At 72.7% G+C, this 16,491-nt stretch carries 11 protein-coding genes; 7 read left to right on the forward strand and 4 right to left on the reverse strand.

Going from position 1 to position 16,491, the window contains the following annotated elements:
• Positions 1–712: 712 nt before the first annotated feature.
• Positions 713–1,669, reverse strand: coding sequence for a hypothetical protein (locus ACFYW7_RS17815; RefSeq protein ID WP_389503139.1), 957 nt, complete (start codon positions 1,667–1,669; stop codon positions 713–715).
• A 526-nt stretch (positions 1,670–2,195) separates the two neighbouring features.
• On the opposite strand from ACFYW7_RS17815, the gene ACFYW7_RS17820 reads away from it, so the two are divergent.
• The 3 genes from ACFYW7_RS17820 (at position 2,196) to ACFYW7_RS17830 (ending at position 5,991) form a co-directional block, all read left to right on the forward strand.
• On the forward strand, positions 2,196–3,638 hold the full coding sequence (locus ACFYW7_RS17820) for an FG-GAP-like repeat-containing protein (RefSeq protein WP_389503141.1): 1,443 nt from the start codon (positions 2,196–2,198) through the stop codon (positions 3,636–3,638).
• A 289-nt stretch (positions 3,639–3,927) separates the two neighbouring features.
• Positions 3,928–5,343, forward strand: a complete 1,416-nt coding sequence (locus ACFYW7_RS17825; RefSeq protein WP_389503143.1) for a helix-turn-helix domain-containing protein — start codon at positions 3,928–3,930, stop codon at positions 5,341–5,343.
• 240 nt (positions 5,344–5,583) lie between these two features.
• Positions 5,584–5,991: a hypothetical protein gene (locus ACFYW7_RS17830; RefSeq protein WP_389503145.1), complete on the forward strand. Its 408-nt coding sequence runs from the start codon at positions 5,584–5,586 to the stop codon at positions 5,989–5,991.
• A 320-nt stretch (positions 5,992–6,311) separates the two neighbouring features.
• On the opposite strand, the gene ACFYW7_RS17835 is transcribed toward ACFYW7_RS17830, so the two are convergent.
• A complete protein-coding gene (locus ACFYW7_RS17835; protein WP_389503147.1) occupies positions 6,312–7,544 on the reverse strand; it encodes an MFS transporter in 1,233 nt (410 codons plus the stop codon).
• A 265-nt stretch (positions 7,545–7,809) separates the two neighbouring features.
• Here ACFYW7_RS17835 and ACFYW7_RS17840 point away from each other — a divergent pair, with 265 nt between their 5' ends.
• The 4 genes from ACFYW7_RS17840 (at position 7,810) to ACFYW7_RS17855 (ending at position 11,392) form a co-directional block, all read left to right on the forward strand.
• The gene (locus tag ACFYW7_RS17840) at positions 7,810–8,817 is read left to right on the forward strand and encodes an ArsR/SmtB family transcription factor (RefSeq protein WP_389503726.1); all 1,008 of its coding nucleotides are present in this window, start codon (positions 7,810–7,812) and stop codon (positions 8,815–8,817) included.
• A gap of 9 nt (positions 8,818–8,826) precedes the next feature.
• Positions 8,827–9,324, forward strand: coding sequence for a glutathione peroxidase (locus ACFYW7_RS17845; protein ID WP_389503149.1), 498 nt, complete (start codon positions 8,827–8,829; stop codon positions 9,322–9,324).
• Between the two features lie 67 nt (positions 9,325–9,391).
• Entirely contained in the window at positions 9,392–10,258 is an 867-nt protein-coding gene (locus tag ACFYW7_RS17850) for a MerR family transcriptional regulator (RefSeq protein ID WP_389503151.1), read from the forward strand.
• A gap of 201 nt (positions 10,259–10,459) precedes the next feature.
• A complete protein-coding gene (locus ACFYW7_RS17855; protein WP_389503153.1) occupies positions 10,460–11,392 on the forward strand; it encodes an alpha/beta fold hydrolase in 933 nt (310 codons plus the stop codon).
• Between the two features lie 104 nt (positions 11,393–11,496).
• On the opposite strand, the gene ACFYW7_RS17860 is transcribed toward ACFYW7_RS17855, so the two are convergent.
• Both ACFYW7_RS17860 and ACFYW7_RS17865 read right to left on the reverse strand, forming a co-directional pair.
• Positions 11,497–13,431: an MFS transporter gene (locus ACFYW7_RS17860; RefSeq protein WP_389503155.1), complete on the reverse strand. Its 1,935-nt coding sequence runs from the start codon at positions 13,429–13,431 to the stop codon at positions 11,497–11,499.
• A 201-nt stretch (positions 13,432–13,632) separates the two neighbouring features.
• On the reverse strand, positions 13,633–16,479 hold the full coding sequence (locus tag ACFYW7_RS17865; RefSeq protein ID WP_389503157.1) for a D-alanyl-D-alanine carboxypeptidase: 2,847 nt from the start codon (positions 16,477–16,479) through the stop codon (positions 13,633–13,635).
• Positions 16,480–16,491 lie beyond the last annotated feature (12 nt).

Consider the following 16,491-nt stretch of genomic DNA (forward strand, 5'->3'; position numbering starts at 1 on the left):
GGCGGAAGTCGGTTGTCGTCGTGCTGCCGGCGGGGCGGTCGTGCCGCCTCGGCCGGTGCGACATCCGCAGCTTCCAGGACGCCCCGGACCCACGGCAACAGCCTCCGCCGCACTTGGGACGGTGGGACCATCCCACCCCTGTCGACCTGCGGAAACAGGAAAACTTGGGATGCTCTCCTGGGACGTGGTGACGTGACGACTCGTGCCGTGCCGGTCGGCCATCGGACGCGGTCGGCCATCGGACGCGGTCGGCCTCGGGGTGGTTGCGCGTCGGTCGTCGGTCGCCGGTTTCCACGTCCGCCGGTCGCCGGTTTCCACGTCGTCTTCGGCGGTGGTCACGGGGAACCCGGCCGGCGGGGCTGCGGTACCAGGGGTGGGGCCGGCCCTCGTTGTGCGCGAGGAGCGTTCGGCGGGGGAAGACGACCGCCGGTTCGCGGAACAGCGCGCGTGCGGAAGGCGGTTGTCACCTTCCCTGGAGGAACCGCCCTGCTCCTGCGGGCCGGGCGTGAGCGCGATCACGCTTCGCGCCCCCGCCTCCGGTCGCGGCAGCGTCTACTCCTTGAGCGACGGCTGCGGCGCCGGCATCATCCCCCGCTTCTCGACGGACCGCCTGGTGTGGCACGCCGGTGTGAGCCGCCCGATGGGGGCCGTCGGCGCTTGCTGCCCGCTCCCGGTCGGAGCCGGGAGCGGGACAGACCGAGCGGACGCATCGTCAGCGGGTGTTCGTGGTGCGGATGTCGGTGACGTCGCCGAACACCGGCTCCAGCTTCATGACGAGGTCGGTCGTCACGGTCGGCGCCTCCCCGCCGCCGAAGTCGTGGGTGACGACGACCTCACGGCTGTCGGCGCCCTCGCTCACCGTCCACTGCACCGGAACGTTCTGGGCACGCAGGACACCGTCCGCCTTGTTCGCCTTCTCCCATGCGGCCAGCCGCTTGGCGAAGGCCGGCGTCAGGTAGTGCGCGCGCAGCGCCTTGGCCAACGCGGCGTCCGGGCCCGCGGGAGCGTCCTTCGCGTCGACGTACGCGCCGAAGAAGTCGGCGACCTGGGTCACCGAGTCCCCCGTCCTGCCACTGACCGACCGCACCGCGGCGGAGGTCTTCGCGGAGGCCTTCACCGCGGCTTTCGCGAACGCCTTCACGGAGGTGGGGCTCGTGGTGCGGATGCCGGTGATGTGGCCGGTCACCTCCTGCTTCACGACGAGCCGGGTCGTCGTCGTGGGCGACTCCCCGCCACCGTAGGTCAGGGTGACGACGACCTCGAGGGCGTTGCCGCCCTCGCTCACCGTCCACTGCGCCGGGACGTTCTGGGCACGCAGGACGCCGTCCGCCTTGTTCGCCTTCTCCCATGCCGCCAACTGCTTGGCGAAGGCGGGCGACAGGTAGTGCGCGCGCAGTGTCCTGGCCAACGCGGTGTCCGGACCCGCGGCATCGACCGTCGCGTCGATGTAGGCGCCGTAGAAGTCGGCGACCTGGGTCACCATGTCACCGTTGGACCCGTCGACCGACCGCAGCGCGGCGGACGTCTTCGCGGACGCCTTGACGGGGGCGGGGACGGCGGCCTGTGCCACCGCCTGCGTCGACACACCGAGCCCGACGGCCAGGACGAGACCGGCGGCGAAGGCCGCACGACGGCCCGGACGACGGCGTGCGGAGGTGTTCCTCATCATGTCGTGTCTTCCTTCTTCGTAGTCAGAGATTCGTAGGGGATCGCTCCCGGACCGCGCCGGCTCTCCCACCGGACGCGCCCGCCGACGTCTCACCGCGGGACGCCGAACACCCGACGTCGTACGTGATACGTCGTACGACGTATGTCGGGCACCCGGGCACTCGGGCACACAGATGCCCGGTACACAGGCACACGGTGGGAGTCGTCACCAGGCTGTCGCCGGGACCCTCGATCGACCCCGGCCGGTGCGACACCCACAGCTTCGAAGACACCGGGGACCCACCGCAAGCACCACCGCCCGACCCGCAACGACGGGACCGTCCCACCCACCCTGACCTGCGCGGACGAGCACTGCCTGAGATGCCGTACTGGGATGCGGGGACGACCGGCGGCGGTGTGTCTCAGCCAGGGGCCGGTCTCATCGACCGGCCCGGAGGGGCGTTCCGGCCAGAGGGGCGTTCCGGCCGGAGGGCCGTTCCGACCGGCGTCACCCGCCCCACAACCATTGCGTGCCGACGGTGGTCAACATGAACGACCGATGTACCAGGGACCGTTCACCGGGAGTCTTCGTGCCCAACCGCAACCGCCGTCGCGCCGCCATGGGCTGTGCCGCGCTCGTCGCACTGCTGAGCGCCCCCGTCGCTCTGGCCGCACCGGCCTCCGCCACTACGACGGCGCCGGTGGTCGACTTCAACGGCGACGGGTTCGCCGACCTGGGGATCAGCGCGCCCTACGCCACGGTGTCGGGCGTCGATTACGCGGGCTACCTGTCGGTCGTGTACGGGTCCTCCGCCGGCGCCGACACCGCGCACCCCGAGCTGATCACCCGCGCCACCCCGGGCGTGCCCGGGGACGTCACGCAGTACGACGACTTCGGCAGATGGACGGCGGCCCGCGACCTCGACGGAGACGGCTACACCGACCTCGTGGCCAGCGGCTACGAGACGCCCGTGGTGTTGTGGGGCTCCGCACAGGGACTCAGCGGCGGCACCGCACTCCCCAGTACGACGTACCAGGCGGCCGCCGGTGACATCAACGGCGACGGTCATGCCGACCTCGTCGCCGCCGTCGGTGGCGCCCTGGAGGTCCGCTTCGGTCCCTTCACCCGCGCCGGGGTGCCCGTCTCGACCGACAGGCTGGCCTTCGACGAGGACGACGGCCCGCAGGACTTCGCCGTCGGCGACGTCACGGGCGACGGCAAGGACGACGTCGTCACCCAGCACGGCTTCGAGGAGATGCAGTACAAGTCCCGCCTGTGGAAGGGCACCTCCACCGGGCTGAGCAGAACCTTCAAGTCCTCCGGCTACTACACGGTCGGCGGGATCATCGCCGACGTGGACAAGGACGGCCACGGCGACTTCATCGCCCGTGACGTCAGCAATGTCTCCGAGACGATGGCGTACGAACCCGGCGACATCCGCGTCGTCTACGGTTCGGCATCCGGCTTCTCCACCCGTACCAAGAAGATCAACCAGGAGACGGCGGGCGTCCCGGGCGTCGGCGAGTCGGGCAACGGCGACACGGTGTACGGGGACCAGTTCGGCTACTCGCTCGCCGCCGGCGACGTGACCGGTGACGGCTACCCGGACGTCGCGGTGGGCGTGCCCGGCGAGGGCATCGGCTCGCACCGCGAGGCGGGCGCGGTGGTCCTGCTCAAGGGCGGCCCGTCCGGTCTCACCGGTACCGGGGCGCAGGCCTTCAACCAGTCCACGTCCGGCGTGCCGGGCGCTTCCGAGGAGGGCGACCACTTCGGCACCTCGGTACTGCTCGCGGACGTCAACGCCAACCATCGCGCGGACCTCGCCGTGGGCACGCCCGCGGAGGACGGCACCTACGAGGACTCGGGCGCTGTCTGGCTCCTGCGCGGCTCGAAGACCGGCCTGACGACCACCAGCATCGCCTCGTTCGGCCCCAGCACCCTGCACGTGCCGGAACAGGGTTCCCGGTTCGGAACCGACTTCACGCGCTGAGCGCGTCGGGCGGGACCGGGCGGGGAGGGCGGGGGCGGGGGCGGGGGCGGGGCAGGCTCGGACATGGCGGGGCCGGTGCGGACTCGGACCGTGGACGGGGATGGGCCGGAGGGGGATGTACGGGCCGGCCCACAGCCCGCGCCGCGGACCGATCGCGTACGCGCGGTCGCCTCTCAACGCTGGAACCATCCCAGCCGTATTGACGTGCAGGCAGGGGGAATGCCTGGGATCCCGCCCTCATCAGGGCACGCCTGCACGGGCCGACGACATGGATGCGAGTACGGACCACATGGATTCGATCCACGACGATGTCACGGAGTTCGCGTCACTCCTGACGGTCATGAAGGAGCGCACGGACCGCAGCTACGCGGCGCTGGCGCGACGGCTGGGCATGAACGCCTCCACGCTGCACCGCTACTGCGCCGGGGAGGCGGTCCCCCTGGACTTCGCCGGGGTCGAGCGGTTCGCCGCGCTCTGCGGCGCCTCCCCCGAGGAACGCATGGAGTTGCACCACAGGTGGATCCTGGCGGTGGCGGCGCGGCAACGAGGCCGCCCGGCCGACGCCCGGCAGGCACCCGCGCCGCAGGACGGCGAGAGCACCGCGGCATCGGTGGCGCCCGCGAGCGCCGCGGCACCGGATGTCCGAGAGAGCGCCACGACGACGGTCGTCCCCGCGCGGGACGGCGGCCCGGCGGGGGAAGCGGTGAAGCCGGCCCCGGCGGCGGACCGTCGGTCCCCTGCCGGGCTCGGCCGACGGCGGCACGTGCGGTCGATGGCGATGGCCGCCTCGGTCGTCGTCGCGCTCGCCTGCCTCACCACATCCGCCGCCGACCTCCCCGCCACCCCCGGTGACCCGTCGGCCTCCGCCGACCGCGGACCGTCGGCCTCCGTGGACCGCGGGCCCTCGGCCTCCGGCCCCCACGATCCGTCACCCTCCGTCTCCGCCTCCGCCGAGCCTTCGGCCTCCGCCGACACCACGACGAAACCCCCGGGACCGGCCCGGCGGAGCGGCGGACCCGAGCGGAACCCGGCAAGCGGCGGCGATGCCGCTCCGGTGGCCCCCGTCACCTGGACCGCCGACTCCCACGCGGCCGAGTGCGGCCTCGAGTACGTCATCGCCAGGCCGCCGCGGCAGATCCCCCCGCCCCCGTACCCGCAGGACGCCGCGACCTGGGCCACGTCCCAGCGGGCGGTGCACGGACGCAGCACCGATGTGCGGATCTCGGTACAGGGACGCGGCTCGGCCGCCGTCGTCCTGGAAGCCCTGCACGTACGCGTGGTCAACCGCGCCACCCCCGCCTCCGTCCGCGGCAACGTCTACTCCACGGGGACCGGCTGCGGCGCGGGCATCACCCCCCGCTACTTCTCGGTGAACCTCGACTCCGGCCGCCCCGTGGCCCGTTCGATGCCCGGCGACAACGCGGGAACACCGGTCCCGGCGATCAACTTCCCCTACCGGGTGTCCCTGCAGGAGCCGGAGGTCCTGGTGGTCTCCGCGCTCACCGAGACCTGCACCTGCGACTGGTACCTCGAACTCGACTGGTCCTCGCAAGGCCGTACCGGCACCGTCCGCATCGACGACCACGGCAGCCCGTTCCGCATCACCAGCACCGGAGGGCTGCCCCACTACCGGTACAACGACTACTCGTACGACCCCGGTCGCTGGGTCCCGGTCCCGCCCGCCGAGGCGGACGCCGACGAGTGACGGGGCGGCAGGCCGAAAAGCGCGGCGCCCCGAACGGCGTCCACCACGCGTCCATCCATCGTGACCGGCTGCCGGATGTCCCTTTCGCCGTACGGGACTTCGGCTCCCCGCGGGTGCGCGGGGCGGCCCGACGAGTCCGAGGACGTCGAGAACTCCCTCTCACCTGGCGTTTACCTGGTTCTTATGCGTCGTGTAGCGTGCGCGCGTTCGATCTCCATGCAACCTTCAGAAAGACCTCCGATGAGCGCTCCGACGCCCCCCTCCGCCACTCCGCCGTTCCCGCAGGGGGAGCCCATACCCGGGGCCGCGCCCGTGCCGGCCGCCCAGCCCCCCAAGAAGAACAAGCTGAAGAAGTTCCTCAGCATCGTCGTCATGATCATCGTCGCGGTGGCGGTGAAGCTCGGTATCGGTTACGTCTTCGACTCCCCCGTGCACGCCGGTGTCGGAGACTGCGTCAAGGTCACCGGCTCCGAGAACAACCCCGACGTCGAGACCAAGGGCTGCGACGACAAGGACGCCAACTACAAGGTCGTCAAGGTCGTCGACGACACCTTCGACACCAACGCCTGCACGGTCGGCGAGGCCGCGCTCGCGCAGGAGTGGGACGCCGACAAGTTCGTCCTCTGCCTGGACCCCGTGAAGAAGTAGGGCACGTCAGGACCTCTTTCCGCGGGCCGGGCGGCGGCGGCCGCCCGGCCCGCGGAACGTCCCGCGCGACGACCCTCTTCTTCGATTCCGGCTCCGGTACGGCCGTACCGGTCGACGACTTCGGCTCGCTCGGCCTCTGCACGCCGACCGGTGCGGAACATGGTTCCCCCTCGGCGGGTTCGTGCGGCCCGGCGGCCCGGCGGATCGGCGGATCTGCCGGGCCGGGCCGTGGGCGCTCGGGCGGGCGTGCCCGGGCATCCGGTCCGACACCGGTGGGAGATGGGCGGCTGCGACCCCCCTGTCATACAACTTCCGCCGATTCAGGGGTAGTTCACCTCTGATTGCCGTCCCCTTGGTGCGGACGGCTCCGGGCGTCGGCTCTCCGGGGGCGCGGCGCGGCGACGGAGCAGCGCGGGGGCCAGGCTCAGCGTCACGGCGATCGAGGCGGCGGCCATCACCGTCATCGCGGTCGCGGGCGAGGTGAGTTGGGCGATCACGCCCGCCAGCACCGCGCTCACGCCCTGCATCGTGAGCATGCCCGCCGTGTGGAGTCCGAGGGCGTGGCCGCTGAGCTCGTCGGGGATCAGGGCCACCAGGCGTTCCTGCTGGATCAGGCTCGCCCCGAAGCCGATCGAGGCGAGGGCCGCGCAGGCGGCCGCCACGCCGATGCCCGGACGCCAGGCGAAGGCCAGGTACGGCGTCGCGAGGAGCAGCAGGAACGGGATGCCCAGCCGGGCGCGCACCCGGGGCGGCAGCAGGCGGCCGACCGTCACGTCCCCGACGAGCATGCCGAGCGCGGCGAAGGCGAAGAGCGCGCCGGCCCTGCTCGGCGCGTACGACACGTACAGGGATTCGCAGCCGACGACCAGGCCGTTGGGCACCCAGAGCAGGAGATACAGGGTGCGGCGTTCCGGTACGGAGAGGAGGTGGGCGTTCGTGCGCCAGGTCCGGGCGACGGACGGGCGGCCGGTGGCCCGGGGCGCGCGCGGGGTCAGGCCGAGCCGGGCGGTCAGGGCCGCCGCCAGGTACAGGCCGGCGGCCAGGAGGAGGGTGACGCCCGGGGACAGCAGGGCCACCAGGACACCACCCGTCGCGAACCCGACGACCTGGGCGCCTCCGCCCATCATGTTGAACACCGAACGTCCCAGCAGATAGCCCTCCTTGGCGAGGATCTCGTTGAGCAGGCCCCACTGGACCCCGCCGCCGCAGGACCGGGCCAGGCCGAGGAGCAGGAGGAGGACGAAGACCGCCCACACCGGAAGGCCGGGGATCGCCATGACCGCCGTGCCGAGCCCGAAGAGGAACGCGATGCCCGCCACCGTCGCCCGCGGCGGCATCCGGTCGGCGGCCGAGAGCAGGGTGGTCGCGCCGATCATCTGGGCGAGCGACGGCCCGAACATGCTGAGCGCGGTGAGCAGCGGTGACTGTGTCGCCCGGTGGACGAGGGTGGCGAGGGCCAGACCGCTCACCGTCGAGGCGGCGGCACCGAGACAGGAGGACAGGAAGAGCGGGGTGAACTCCCGCGTGCGGAAGAGCTCCGAGTAGCTGCGCATGGGCGGAGTCTGGGGTGCCGGGCGGACGGCCGATATTCTTTCGCGCGGTGGCGAAACGTCGGGTCCTGGAGGGGCTGGGGCGAGGCGCCCGGGAGGGGCGGGGCGCCGGGCCGGTGAGGCGGCGGCGCCGGAACCCCGTCCGGACCAGGCAGGGAACGGCGCCCGCCCGACCACGGCGCGGCGTCCGGCCACAGGGCGGCGTCCGGTCATGGCGGCGTCCGCCGCGGGGCGGCGTCCGGTCGAGGTCGGAGAGGTGGGTGCGGGGGTGGGCTGGTGGCAGGTGAACGCCGACACCCTCGCGGGGAGCCGGTTCGTCCTGTCGCCGCTCGCCGAGACGTTCGCCTGCCTCAAGCTGCTGCACACGGGGGCCGCCGCGCACCCCGGTGAGCGTGCCTGGCTGGACGCCCAACTGCCCGCGTACCGAAGGCGGCTGGCCGCCGACCCCGTCACCGCGCTCCTCGTCCGCCGCGGGATCGGGCACGCGTGGATCGCCGACTTCCTGACCCCGACCCCGTACGGCGACGAACCGTTCGAGGCCGAGGTCGCCCGGGTGCGGGAGACCTCGCCCCGGGACGCCCGCGCCCACCTGACCCGCTCGGCGGGCGGTCCGCTGCCCGCCCCGCTCGCGGACCGCGACGATCTGCCCGAGCGGGCCGCCGCCCTGCTCACCACCCTCTGGGAGGAGTCCGTACGTCCCGACTGGGAACGGCGCCGACGGGTCCTGGAGGCGGATGTGGTGGCACGGACCGCGCAGCTGGGCCGGGGCGGCTGGGCGGCGGCGCTGGACGGACTGCGGCAGGGCACCCGCTGGCTCGGCGACAACCGGCTCCAGGTCAATCGGCACGAGTACCCGCCGCGCGAGATCTCGGGCGCCCAGCTGCTCTTCGTGCCCGTCACCCCGAGGGCCGGCTGGGTGTCCTGGGAGGGCTCCCGGCGCTACGCCGTGGTCTACCCGTGCGCGGGCGCCCTGACCGACGTGCGGACCGAGGCGGTGCCGGAGAGCCTCGGGACTCTTCTCGGGCCCGCCCGCGCCGGGGTGCTCGTCCTCCTCGACGCCCCCATGTCCACCAGCCAGCTCGTCGCGGTGACCGGACAGGGGCTCGGGTCGGTCGGGCGGCACCTGCGGGTGCTGCTGGACGCGCGGCTGGTGGAGCGGCGGCGGGCGGGGCGGTCGGTGCTGTACTCGCGGACGGCCGCCGGTGAGGTGCTTGTCACAGCGCAGGGGGACGGTCCGACGGGCGGGACCGGCGGGGCTGTCTGCCACCGGAGTTAGCATCCGTTCATGACTACTGACAACTCTGTGCTCGCCGTGGAGATCGGGTCCCTCCAGGGGGGCTCCGCCGATCTGTCCCAGTACGAGGGCAAGGCCGTCCTCATCGTGAACGTGGCCTCCAAGTGCGGTCTGACCCCGCAGTACGCCGGTCTCGAGCAGCTGCACGCGCGCTACGCCGACCGGGGCTTCACCGTCCTCGGGGTGCCCTGCAACCAGTTCCTCGGGCAGGAGCCCGGCAGCTCCGAGGAGATCGCCGAGTTCTGCTCCGCCACGTACGGCGTGACGTTCCCGATGACCGAGAAGGTCGAGGTGAACGGCGACGCGCGGCACGGTCTGTACGAGCGTCTGGTGGAGACCGCCGACGGCGAGGGACACACCGGAGACATCCGCTGGAACTTCGAGAAGTTCCTGATCGGGCGCGACGGCACGGTCGTCGGCCGCTTCTCCCCGCAGACCGAGCCGGAGTCGGCGGAGCTCGTCTCCGCCGTCGAGAAGGCGATCGGCTGACCCCTGGTCGTTGACCTTGCCCCTGGGGCAGGGCGGAACATCCCTGTCACCGGGCGGAAGGCGTCCGGTGACGGAGGATGCCAGGGTGGACGAGGACCTGCTCACCATCGGCGCGTTCGCCTCGCGGGCGCGGCTCTCGGCGAAGGCGCTGCGCCTGTACGACCGGCTGGGGCTGCTGCCCCCGGCCCATGTCGACGAGGTCAGCGGCTACCGCTACTACCGCGCCGAGCAGATCGAACGGGCCCGGCTCGTCGCGCTGCTGCGCCGGCTGGACATGCCGCTGGCGCGGATCGCGGACGTGGTGGAGGCGCCGGGTCCGGACGCGGCGGCGCTGCTCGCCGCGTACTGGGCCGACGCCGAGGCACGGTTCGCCTCGCAGCGGGCGCTCGCCGAGCACCTCCGTGGACGTCTCTCCGGGAGGAGTTCCGCAATGTACGAGAAGTTCGTCGTCGAGACCGCAGAGGTGCCCGAGCGGGTGGTGCTGACCGAGCGGCGGCACCTTCTGGCCCCCGAGCTGCCGGTGTGGATCCCCGGCTCGCTGGGGCGGCTGGAGGAGGGGGCCCGGGAGGCCGGCGGTGTCACGGGGCCGCCCTTCGTCGTGTACCACTCCGAGGTGAGCATGGAGAGCGACGGGCCGGCCGAGGCGTGCGTGCCGGTCACCGACGAGACCGCGGCGCGGGCCTGGGCGCAGGCGCGGGGAAGGGCCGCCGGGGCGACGGTCCGGGTCGAACCGGCCCGGACCGTCGCCTACGTCCGCATCACCAAGGCACAGGTCACGCACCCGCGGATCCTCACCGCCTTCGAGGCCGTCGAGAACTGGATCGGGGAGCGGGGACTGTCCGTCGACGGCCCGTGCCGGGAGATCTACTTCGCCGACTGGGACGCGGCGGGACCCGAGGACGCCGTGTGCGACGTGGCGTTCCCCGTGAAGTAGGGCGCCGACGGCGGCCGCTCCCTGCGACAGGACGGCGGTCGCCTCCCCCGTGAGGGGGACGTCGAAGATGGGCGCGGCGGCCGCGCCGCGCCCACCTTCGTGTGATGGAGCGCCCACCTTCGTGTGACATTGCGGGCGCCGCACCCGGCAGCGGTGTACGAGTGGGATTTTCGGTGGTCTCGTCCCTCTCGGGAGTTCGCTGTGCCTTCTGTCGTTTCCTCGGTCAACGTTTCCCTCCCGGCACCGGGAGGGCGGGCGTCCACGGTCGAGGAGTACCCGCTCTCGTGGGAGGGGTACGCGTACACCGCACGGATCGCACGGCACGGCACCCCCGTCACCGAGCCGCTGCTCGTGCTCGGCGGGTCGGACCAGACGCGGTACTCGTGGGTACGGCACGAACGGTGGCTCGGCGGGCTCGGGACCGTCGTCACGGTGGACCTGCCCGGGTTCGGGGACGCGGACTTCCTTCCCGCCGAGCACGGGATCGACTTCCTCGCCGAGTGCGCGGGACACATGCTGCGCGAACTCGGCCTCGGCCCGGTGAACCTGTACGCGGGGTGTTACGGCGGGGCGGTCGGGCTCCGCCTCGCCCAGCGCCATCCGGAGCACCTGCGCCGGATGGCCGTGCAGGGGATGTCGGACCACATTCCGAGCTGGTTCGCCAAGGCGCTCGTGGGATGGGTGCGGCTGCTGGAGCAGGGGCGCGTCGAGGAGACCGCCGAGGAGTTCGTACGGTGCTTCGTGCCGCCGCCCGGCGACCGCACCGTACGCAAGCACTCGGCCCTGACCCGGCTGATGTACCGGCAGTTCGCGGCGCAGACCCCGCGCGACGTCGCCGTCACGGTCGAGCGGAACCGGCGGCTGCTGGCCCACGAGTGGTACCGGCGGGCGCCGGTTCCCGCCGTCCCCTACCTCGTCTTCACCGGCGAGCACGACACGCTGACCACCCCCGAGCTGGGCCGCTCGGTCGCGGCGGACCTGCCGGGCGCGCGCTTCACCACGATCGCGGAGTGCGGCCATCTGGCCCACCTTCAGCGGCCCGAGGACTTCTGCGACCTGCTCGTCCGGTTCTTCCGCGACCAGCGCCCCGAGGACGCCGGCCTGGCGTACTGCGGACCGTTCGAACGGTTCTAGCTCCCGTCACGCCGTACGGTCCCGGGTTCCGGGTCCCTTCGCCGGACCTGGTCGCCGGGGTCCGGCCGCCCGAGGTCAGGACGGCCGGGGTCCGGTCACCGGGCTCAGTGCAGCTCCTCCGGGCACGGTGTCCCCCGGGGGAGCTGGTACGGCGCCGCGAGACGGTAGGTGCCCGGCTTCGGCGCCAGCAGTTCCGTCCACGTGTCGCCCGCCGCGGTCTCCTCCGTCTGTGTCAGACAGCCGTTGAGGTTGTCGTACGACTTCGGGGTGCCGTCCGCGCCGTCCTTCGAGGCCCGTGTCTCCTGCGGCGGCTTCACGCTCTTGCCGTCCGCGTCGACGATGCTCAGCCACGGCGAGTACGGGATGCGGATGAGGACGCGGCCCGCCTTCTTCACCTCGATGGTCAGCTCCCCCTGCTCGGCGCGGTCGACGACCGCGTTCGGCTCGGCGAGCGGAGTGGGGTCCGTGACGGCGAAGAGCTGCCAGTTGGCGTCGCCCCAGACCTGCCGGAGGTACGGCATGCCCCGCTGGACGAGTTCGCGCTCGCGCTGGCCGCCGTCGCCGTCCGGTTCCCCCTTGGGCAGCACGACGTAGTGGATGGCCCAGCGCTGGAGCCACTCGTGGTAGTTCGCGGAGTTCAGCGTGTCGTTGTAGAAGAGCGGGTTGCGCTCCATGTCGGCCTGGCGGTTCCAGCCGCGGGCGAGGTTCACGTAGGGGGCGAGGGCGGACGCCTCGCGGTGCGAGCGGGCCGGGACCACCTCGACGCGGCCCTTCTCGGCGTTCACCACCTGGAGCTGGTTGACGAGCGGGGCCAGCTCACGCGCCCAGGACGCAGCCGGGGTCGTGTGCACGATGTCGTCGACCGCCTTGAAGCCGATCCACGTGTTCAGTCCGACGAACGCGACGACGATGACGTACCACTTGCGCGACTTCGGCACGGCGAACGGCAGCGCGGCGATCAGCGCGACCCCCGCGAAGAGCATCGACAGCCGGGTGATGTTCGAGCCGATCTGCGAGCTGACCAGCCAGACGAGGACCACCGAGAGACCCGACACCCCGGCCGTGATCCGTACCGTCCTCCACTCCTTGGGGACCAGGAAGCAGACCAGGAGCGCGAACGCGAGCGGAAGGATGACCGAGTACCAGCCCATCGGCTGGGTCCCGGAGAAGGGGAACAGCAGCGACGAGACGGCGACGACGAGCGCCGGAGCGATACCGAGGGCGTAGGCGCCGGGGCGGCGCTTCTGGAGGAACAGGGCCACCGCGACCAGGCCCACGAAGAGTCCGGCCACCGGTGATCCGGCCGTGGCGAGCGCGGCGAGCGGCGCCGCGCACAGGGCCTTCGCCCAGCGTTTGTAGCGCCAGCGGTGCGGCCAGCAGAAGACGGCGGCGACCGCGGCGAGCGCGAACATCGTGCCGAGGCCGTACGTCACCCGGCCCGAGATGGCGTTGCAGAGCAGGGCGAAGACGCCCGCGACCGCGGGGGCCGTCGGATCGCCGATCACCCGGCTGCGGACCAGGATCATCGTCAGCAGACCGGCCGAGACGGTCCCGGCGATCATCATCGTCGTACGGACGCCGAGCACCGACATCAGGTACGGCGAGACCACGCTGTACGAGACCGGGTGCATTCCGCCGTACCAGGCGAGGTTGTACGCCGAGTCCGGGTGCCGGCCGACGAACTCCGCCCAGGCGTCCTGCGCCGCCAGGTCGCCGCCACTGTTCGCGAACGTGAAGAACCACACCACGTGGAGCACGCCGGCGAGGACGGTGGAGGCGAGGACGGGGTGCCTGCGGAAGATGTTCGGCCGCGCGGTACCGTCCGACGCCGGCTCGGCTCCAGCGGCCCCGGTGGAGCCTCGGGGGTCCTCGGAAACCTGGGAGTCCCGTGAGCCTTCGGCGTCCGCGCCGGATCCGCCGGCGCCTTCGTCTCCCGCGTCACGGACCGCCTCGCGGGTGCGGTCGTTCAGCGGTATTCGCGGACCGGCTCCGTGGCCCCGATCGGCGTCATCGGCGTGTGTCGTCTCCACTGTCGCCACTGCAAGGTTCTCCCCGTGTCCCGTTGGTCCGTTCTGGGCCGGGACCCGCGGCTCGCGAGCAGCCCCGATTGTCGCGACGCTAGCACGCACTCCGCCGCCCAGCGCCCGAGTGGGGCGCTGTGCGGCGGAGTGCGGTGCGGGTGCCGCTTCCCGGTGTACGTCACCGATGCGTGCGCGTGTACGCACCGGTGCGCGCTCCGCTCAGCCGACGCGGGTCAGCTTCGCGCCGAAGCCGGGCTCGGCGAGCTCCGACTGGAGCGCGACGGGGATCGTCACCGCCTGGCTGGAGCCGTCGCCGACCCTCAGCTCGCCGACGACGTCGCCCGCCCTGCCGGTGTGCGGAACCGCCGACTCGCCCTCGCGGATCGACAGCTCGGTCTTCAGACCGGGCCAGCCGACCGCCGTCATGTCCTTGGTGGCCACGACCGGGGTGCGGCCGCCGAGCTGGTCGTCGACGTACCCGACGACCTGGCCCTTCTTCACCACCTTGGCGGTGGTCAGGCTCTTCTGGGCCTTGTCGATCAGCTTCTGGCTGTTGTCGAGGGCCAGTTCGAGGCTGTCCCAGACCGTGTGACCGGGGCCGGCGTTCTGGTTCAGCACCGCGCCGTAGATCATCCGCGTCTCGCCGTCCACGACCTTGGTCGCGGCCCACACCAGGTTGCCGCCCGCGGGCGTCGACGAACCGGTCTTCAGGCCGATCACGCCGACCTGCCTCACCAGCAGGCCGTTGTTGTTATAGATCGTGCCGTCCAGCCCCGGGATGTCCGCCTTGGCCATCCCGACGACGCTGCGGAACACCTCGTCCTGCATGACCTTCTTGGCCAGCTTGATCTGGTCGGAAGCGGTGCTGACCGTCGTCTTCTGCAGGCCGCTCGGGTCCGTGTACGTCGAGTTCGTCATGCCGAGGTCCTCGGCGGCGGCGTTCATCTTGGCGACGAAGCTCTTGTTGTCGGAGTCCCAGCGGGCCAGCAGCCGGGCGACGTTGTTGCTGGAGGGAATCATCAGCATCTGGAGCATCTGGCGCTCGGTGAACTGCTGGCCCTTCGACATCGCCGCCTTCGACTCGTCCGGCAGCTTCGACTCGTCCTCGGCCTGCTGGTCGACGGTGATCTTCTCGCCGTCCTCGTTCCCCTTCAGCGGGTGCTCCTGGAGGATCACGTACGCCGTCATGATCTTGGCGACGCTCGCGACGGGGGCGGGGGTCTGCTTGCCGTCGGTACCGAGGCTGCCCACGCCCTCGACCTCGATCGCGGACTGCCCCTGACCGGGCCAGGGCAGGTCGAGGGGGCCGCCCTCGAAGGTGTACGTCGAGTCGGCGGAGAGCACGAGCGTCGGCGCCGGCAGCGGACGGAACGTCTGCGCGACTGCAAAGATCACCACGAGCAGCAGGAGCAGCGGCGTCCAGATCTTGACCCGTCGCACGAAGGTGCGGACCGGGGTCTGCGGCGGCGGCGGGGTGTTCGTCAGCTCCGCCAGCAGGTCCAGCGGGGGCTTCGGCGGAAGCGGCTGCTGGGTGGTCCGCTCGGGACCGACCTGCGGGAAGGCCCTGGTGGCCGCCGCCGGGCTGTCCGCGGCGGGCGGAGCGGGCTTCGGCCGGGCCGGGGCGACGCTCTCGTCCCGCTTGAGGGCGACGAACCTGCTGTCGCGCCCGGGACCGCCGGCGGGCTGGGCACCCCGCTCGTCCGCGGGCCGCCCGGCATCGCGATCGGCCTCCCGCTGGGCGGGCTTGCCGGTGGGGCGCTCCGCGGCCTTGTCGGCGGGCTTGTCGGCGGGCTTGGGGGTGGGACGCTCGGCGGGCTCGCCGGCGGTTCTGTCGGCGGGCTTCCCGGTGGGGGCGTCCGTCGGTCCGGACGGTCCGGCGGCGGGCTTCCCGGTGGCGGGCCGCCGGGTGGCGGCACCGCCCAGCTTGAGCATGGTGGTGGGCTGGTCCACGGCCGGAGGCCGCGGGGCCTTGAAGATGGCGGTCGGCTGGTCGACCGGGGGCTCGGGGGCGGAACCGGCATCCGCGTCCGGGGCCGCGTCCGTTTCCGGGTCCGGGGCCGCGTCCGTGACCGAGGTCTCGTCGGCCTCCGCGTCAGGAGTCCCGCCGGTCCGTGTGTCCGAGGTCTCGTCGGCCGACCGGTCCGGCGTCTCGCCCGACGCGCTGTCCGAGGAGTCGTCCCGGGCGTCGGAGGCACTGTAGCCCCGGCCCTTGAGCAAAGAGTCGAGCGCACCCTCAGGAGCGTCCTCGGGCGCGTCCACGGGCTCGTCGACGGGCTGGGGCGCGGCTGCCCGCACGGAGGCGTCAGCGGGCCCGTCCTCGGGCTCGCCGGCCGGCGCGTCCTCGGGCTCGTCCTCCGTGGAGGTCTCGCCGGAGGAGGCTTCCTGCTCCTGGTCGGCGGGGCGCCCCGCTTCGGCCTCGCCATCGATGTCATCGTCGATGCCGCCGTCGGCGAGGGGCTCGCCGTCGGCGTCCCGCTTCGACACGTCGGACGCGTCCGCGGCCACCTCGGGCTCGGCGTCGGTCTCGGCGTCGCCTGCCGCCGACTCGGCGCCGTCCTCGCCGGTCACCTCGTCCGCGTCGGGGGCAGCCCCGTCCGCGTCGGTCGCGCCGTCACCGTCACCGGACCCTGCTTCGGACCCGGACCCGGCCTTGTCCGCCGAAGCGGGCTCGTCCGCGACGGAGACCCACGCGGCGACCGCCGCGCGCAGTCGGCTGTCGCCCTCCGCGCTCTTGCCCCCGGCCGGGTCGGCCGACTCCGGAGCCGCCTCGGACTCCGGGGCCGCCTCGGACTCCGCCGTGCGCGAGGCGTCCGCGGTGCGCGAGGCGTCCGCCGACAACGCCTTCGTGGAGAACACCGCCGTCGCCTGATCCACCCGGACCGTGGCGGCCCGTTCACGGGCCATCGCCATCCGGGGGTCGGCCGAAGCCGAGCCCGGTGTCGGCGTCGACGCCGGTGCGCCCGAGCGCGCCGGACTCGGAACCGACGCCGGGGTCACCGGCGTCGCCTCTGCCGACGACGCCGACGACTCGTGCTGCTTCGACCTGTCGGGGGACTCGCCCGCCACCGATGCCTCCTC

Source organism: Streptomyces sp. NPDC002580 (genome assembly GCF_042889485.1).
Taxonomy (GTDB): Bacteria; Actinomycetota; Actinomycetes; order Streptomycetales; family Streptomycetaceae; genus Streptomyces.

Bases quoted from the DNA above. Each gene is read 5' to 3' on its own strand.
- ACFYW7_RS17820 (WP_389503141.1), top strand. From the start codon at position 2,196: ATGAACGACCGATGTACCAGGGACCGTTCACCGGGAGTCTTCGTGCCC.
- ACFYW7_RS17835 (WP_389503147.1), bottom strand. From the start codon at position 7,544: ATGCGCAGCTACTCGGAGCTCTTCCGCACGCGGGAGTTCACCCCGCTC.
- ACFYW7_RS17845 (WP_389503149.1), top strand. From the start codon at position 8,827: ATGACTACTGACAACTCTGTGCTCGCCGTGGAGATCGGGTCCCTCCAG.
- ACFYW7_RS17830 (WP_389503145.1), top strand. From the start codon at position 5,584: ATGAGCGCTCCGACGCCCCCCTCCGCCACTCCGCCGTTCCCGCAGGGG.
- ACFYW7_RS17825 (WP_389503143.1), top strand. From the start codon at position 3,928: ATGGATTCGATCCACGACGATGTCACGGAGTTCGCGTCACTCCTGACG.
- ACFYW7_RS17815 (WP_389503139.1), bottom strand. From the start codon at position 1,669: ATGATGAGGAACACCTCCGCACGCCGTCGTCCGGGCCGTCGTGCGGCC.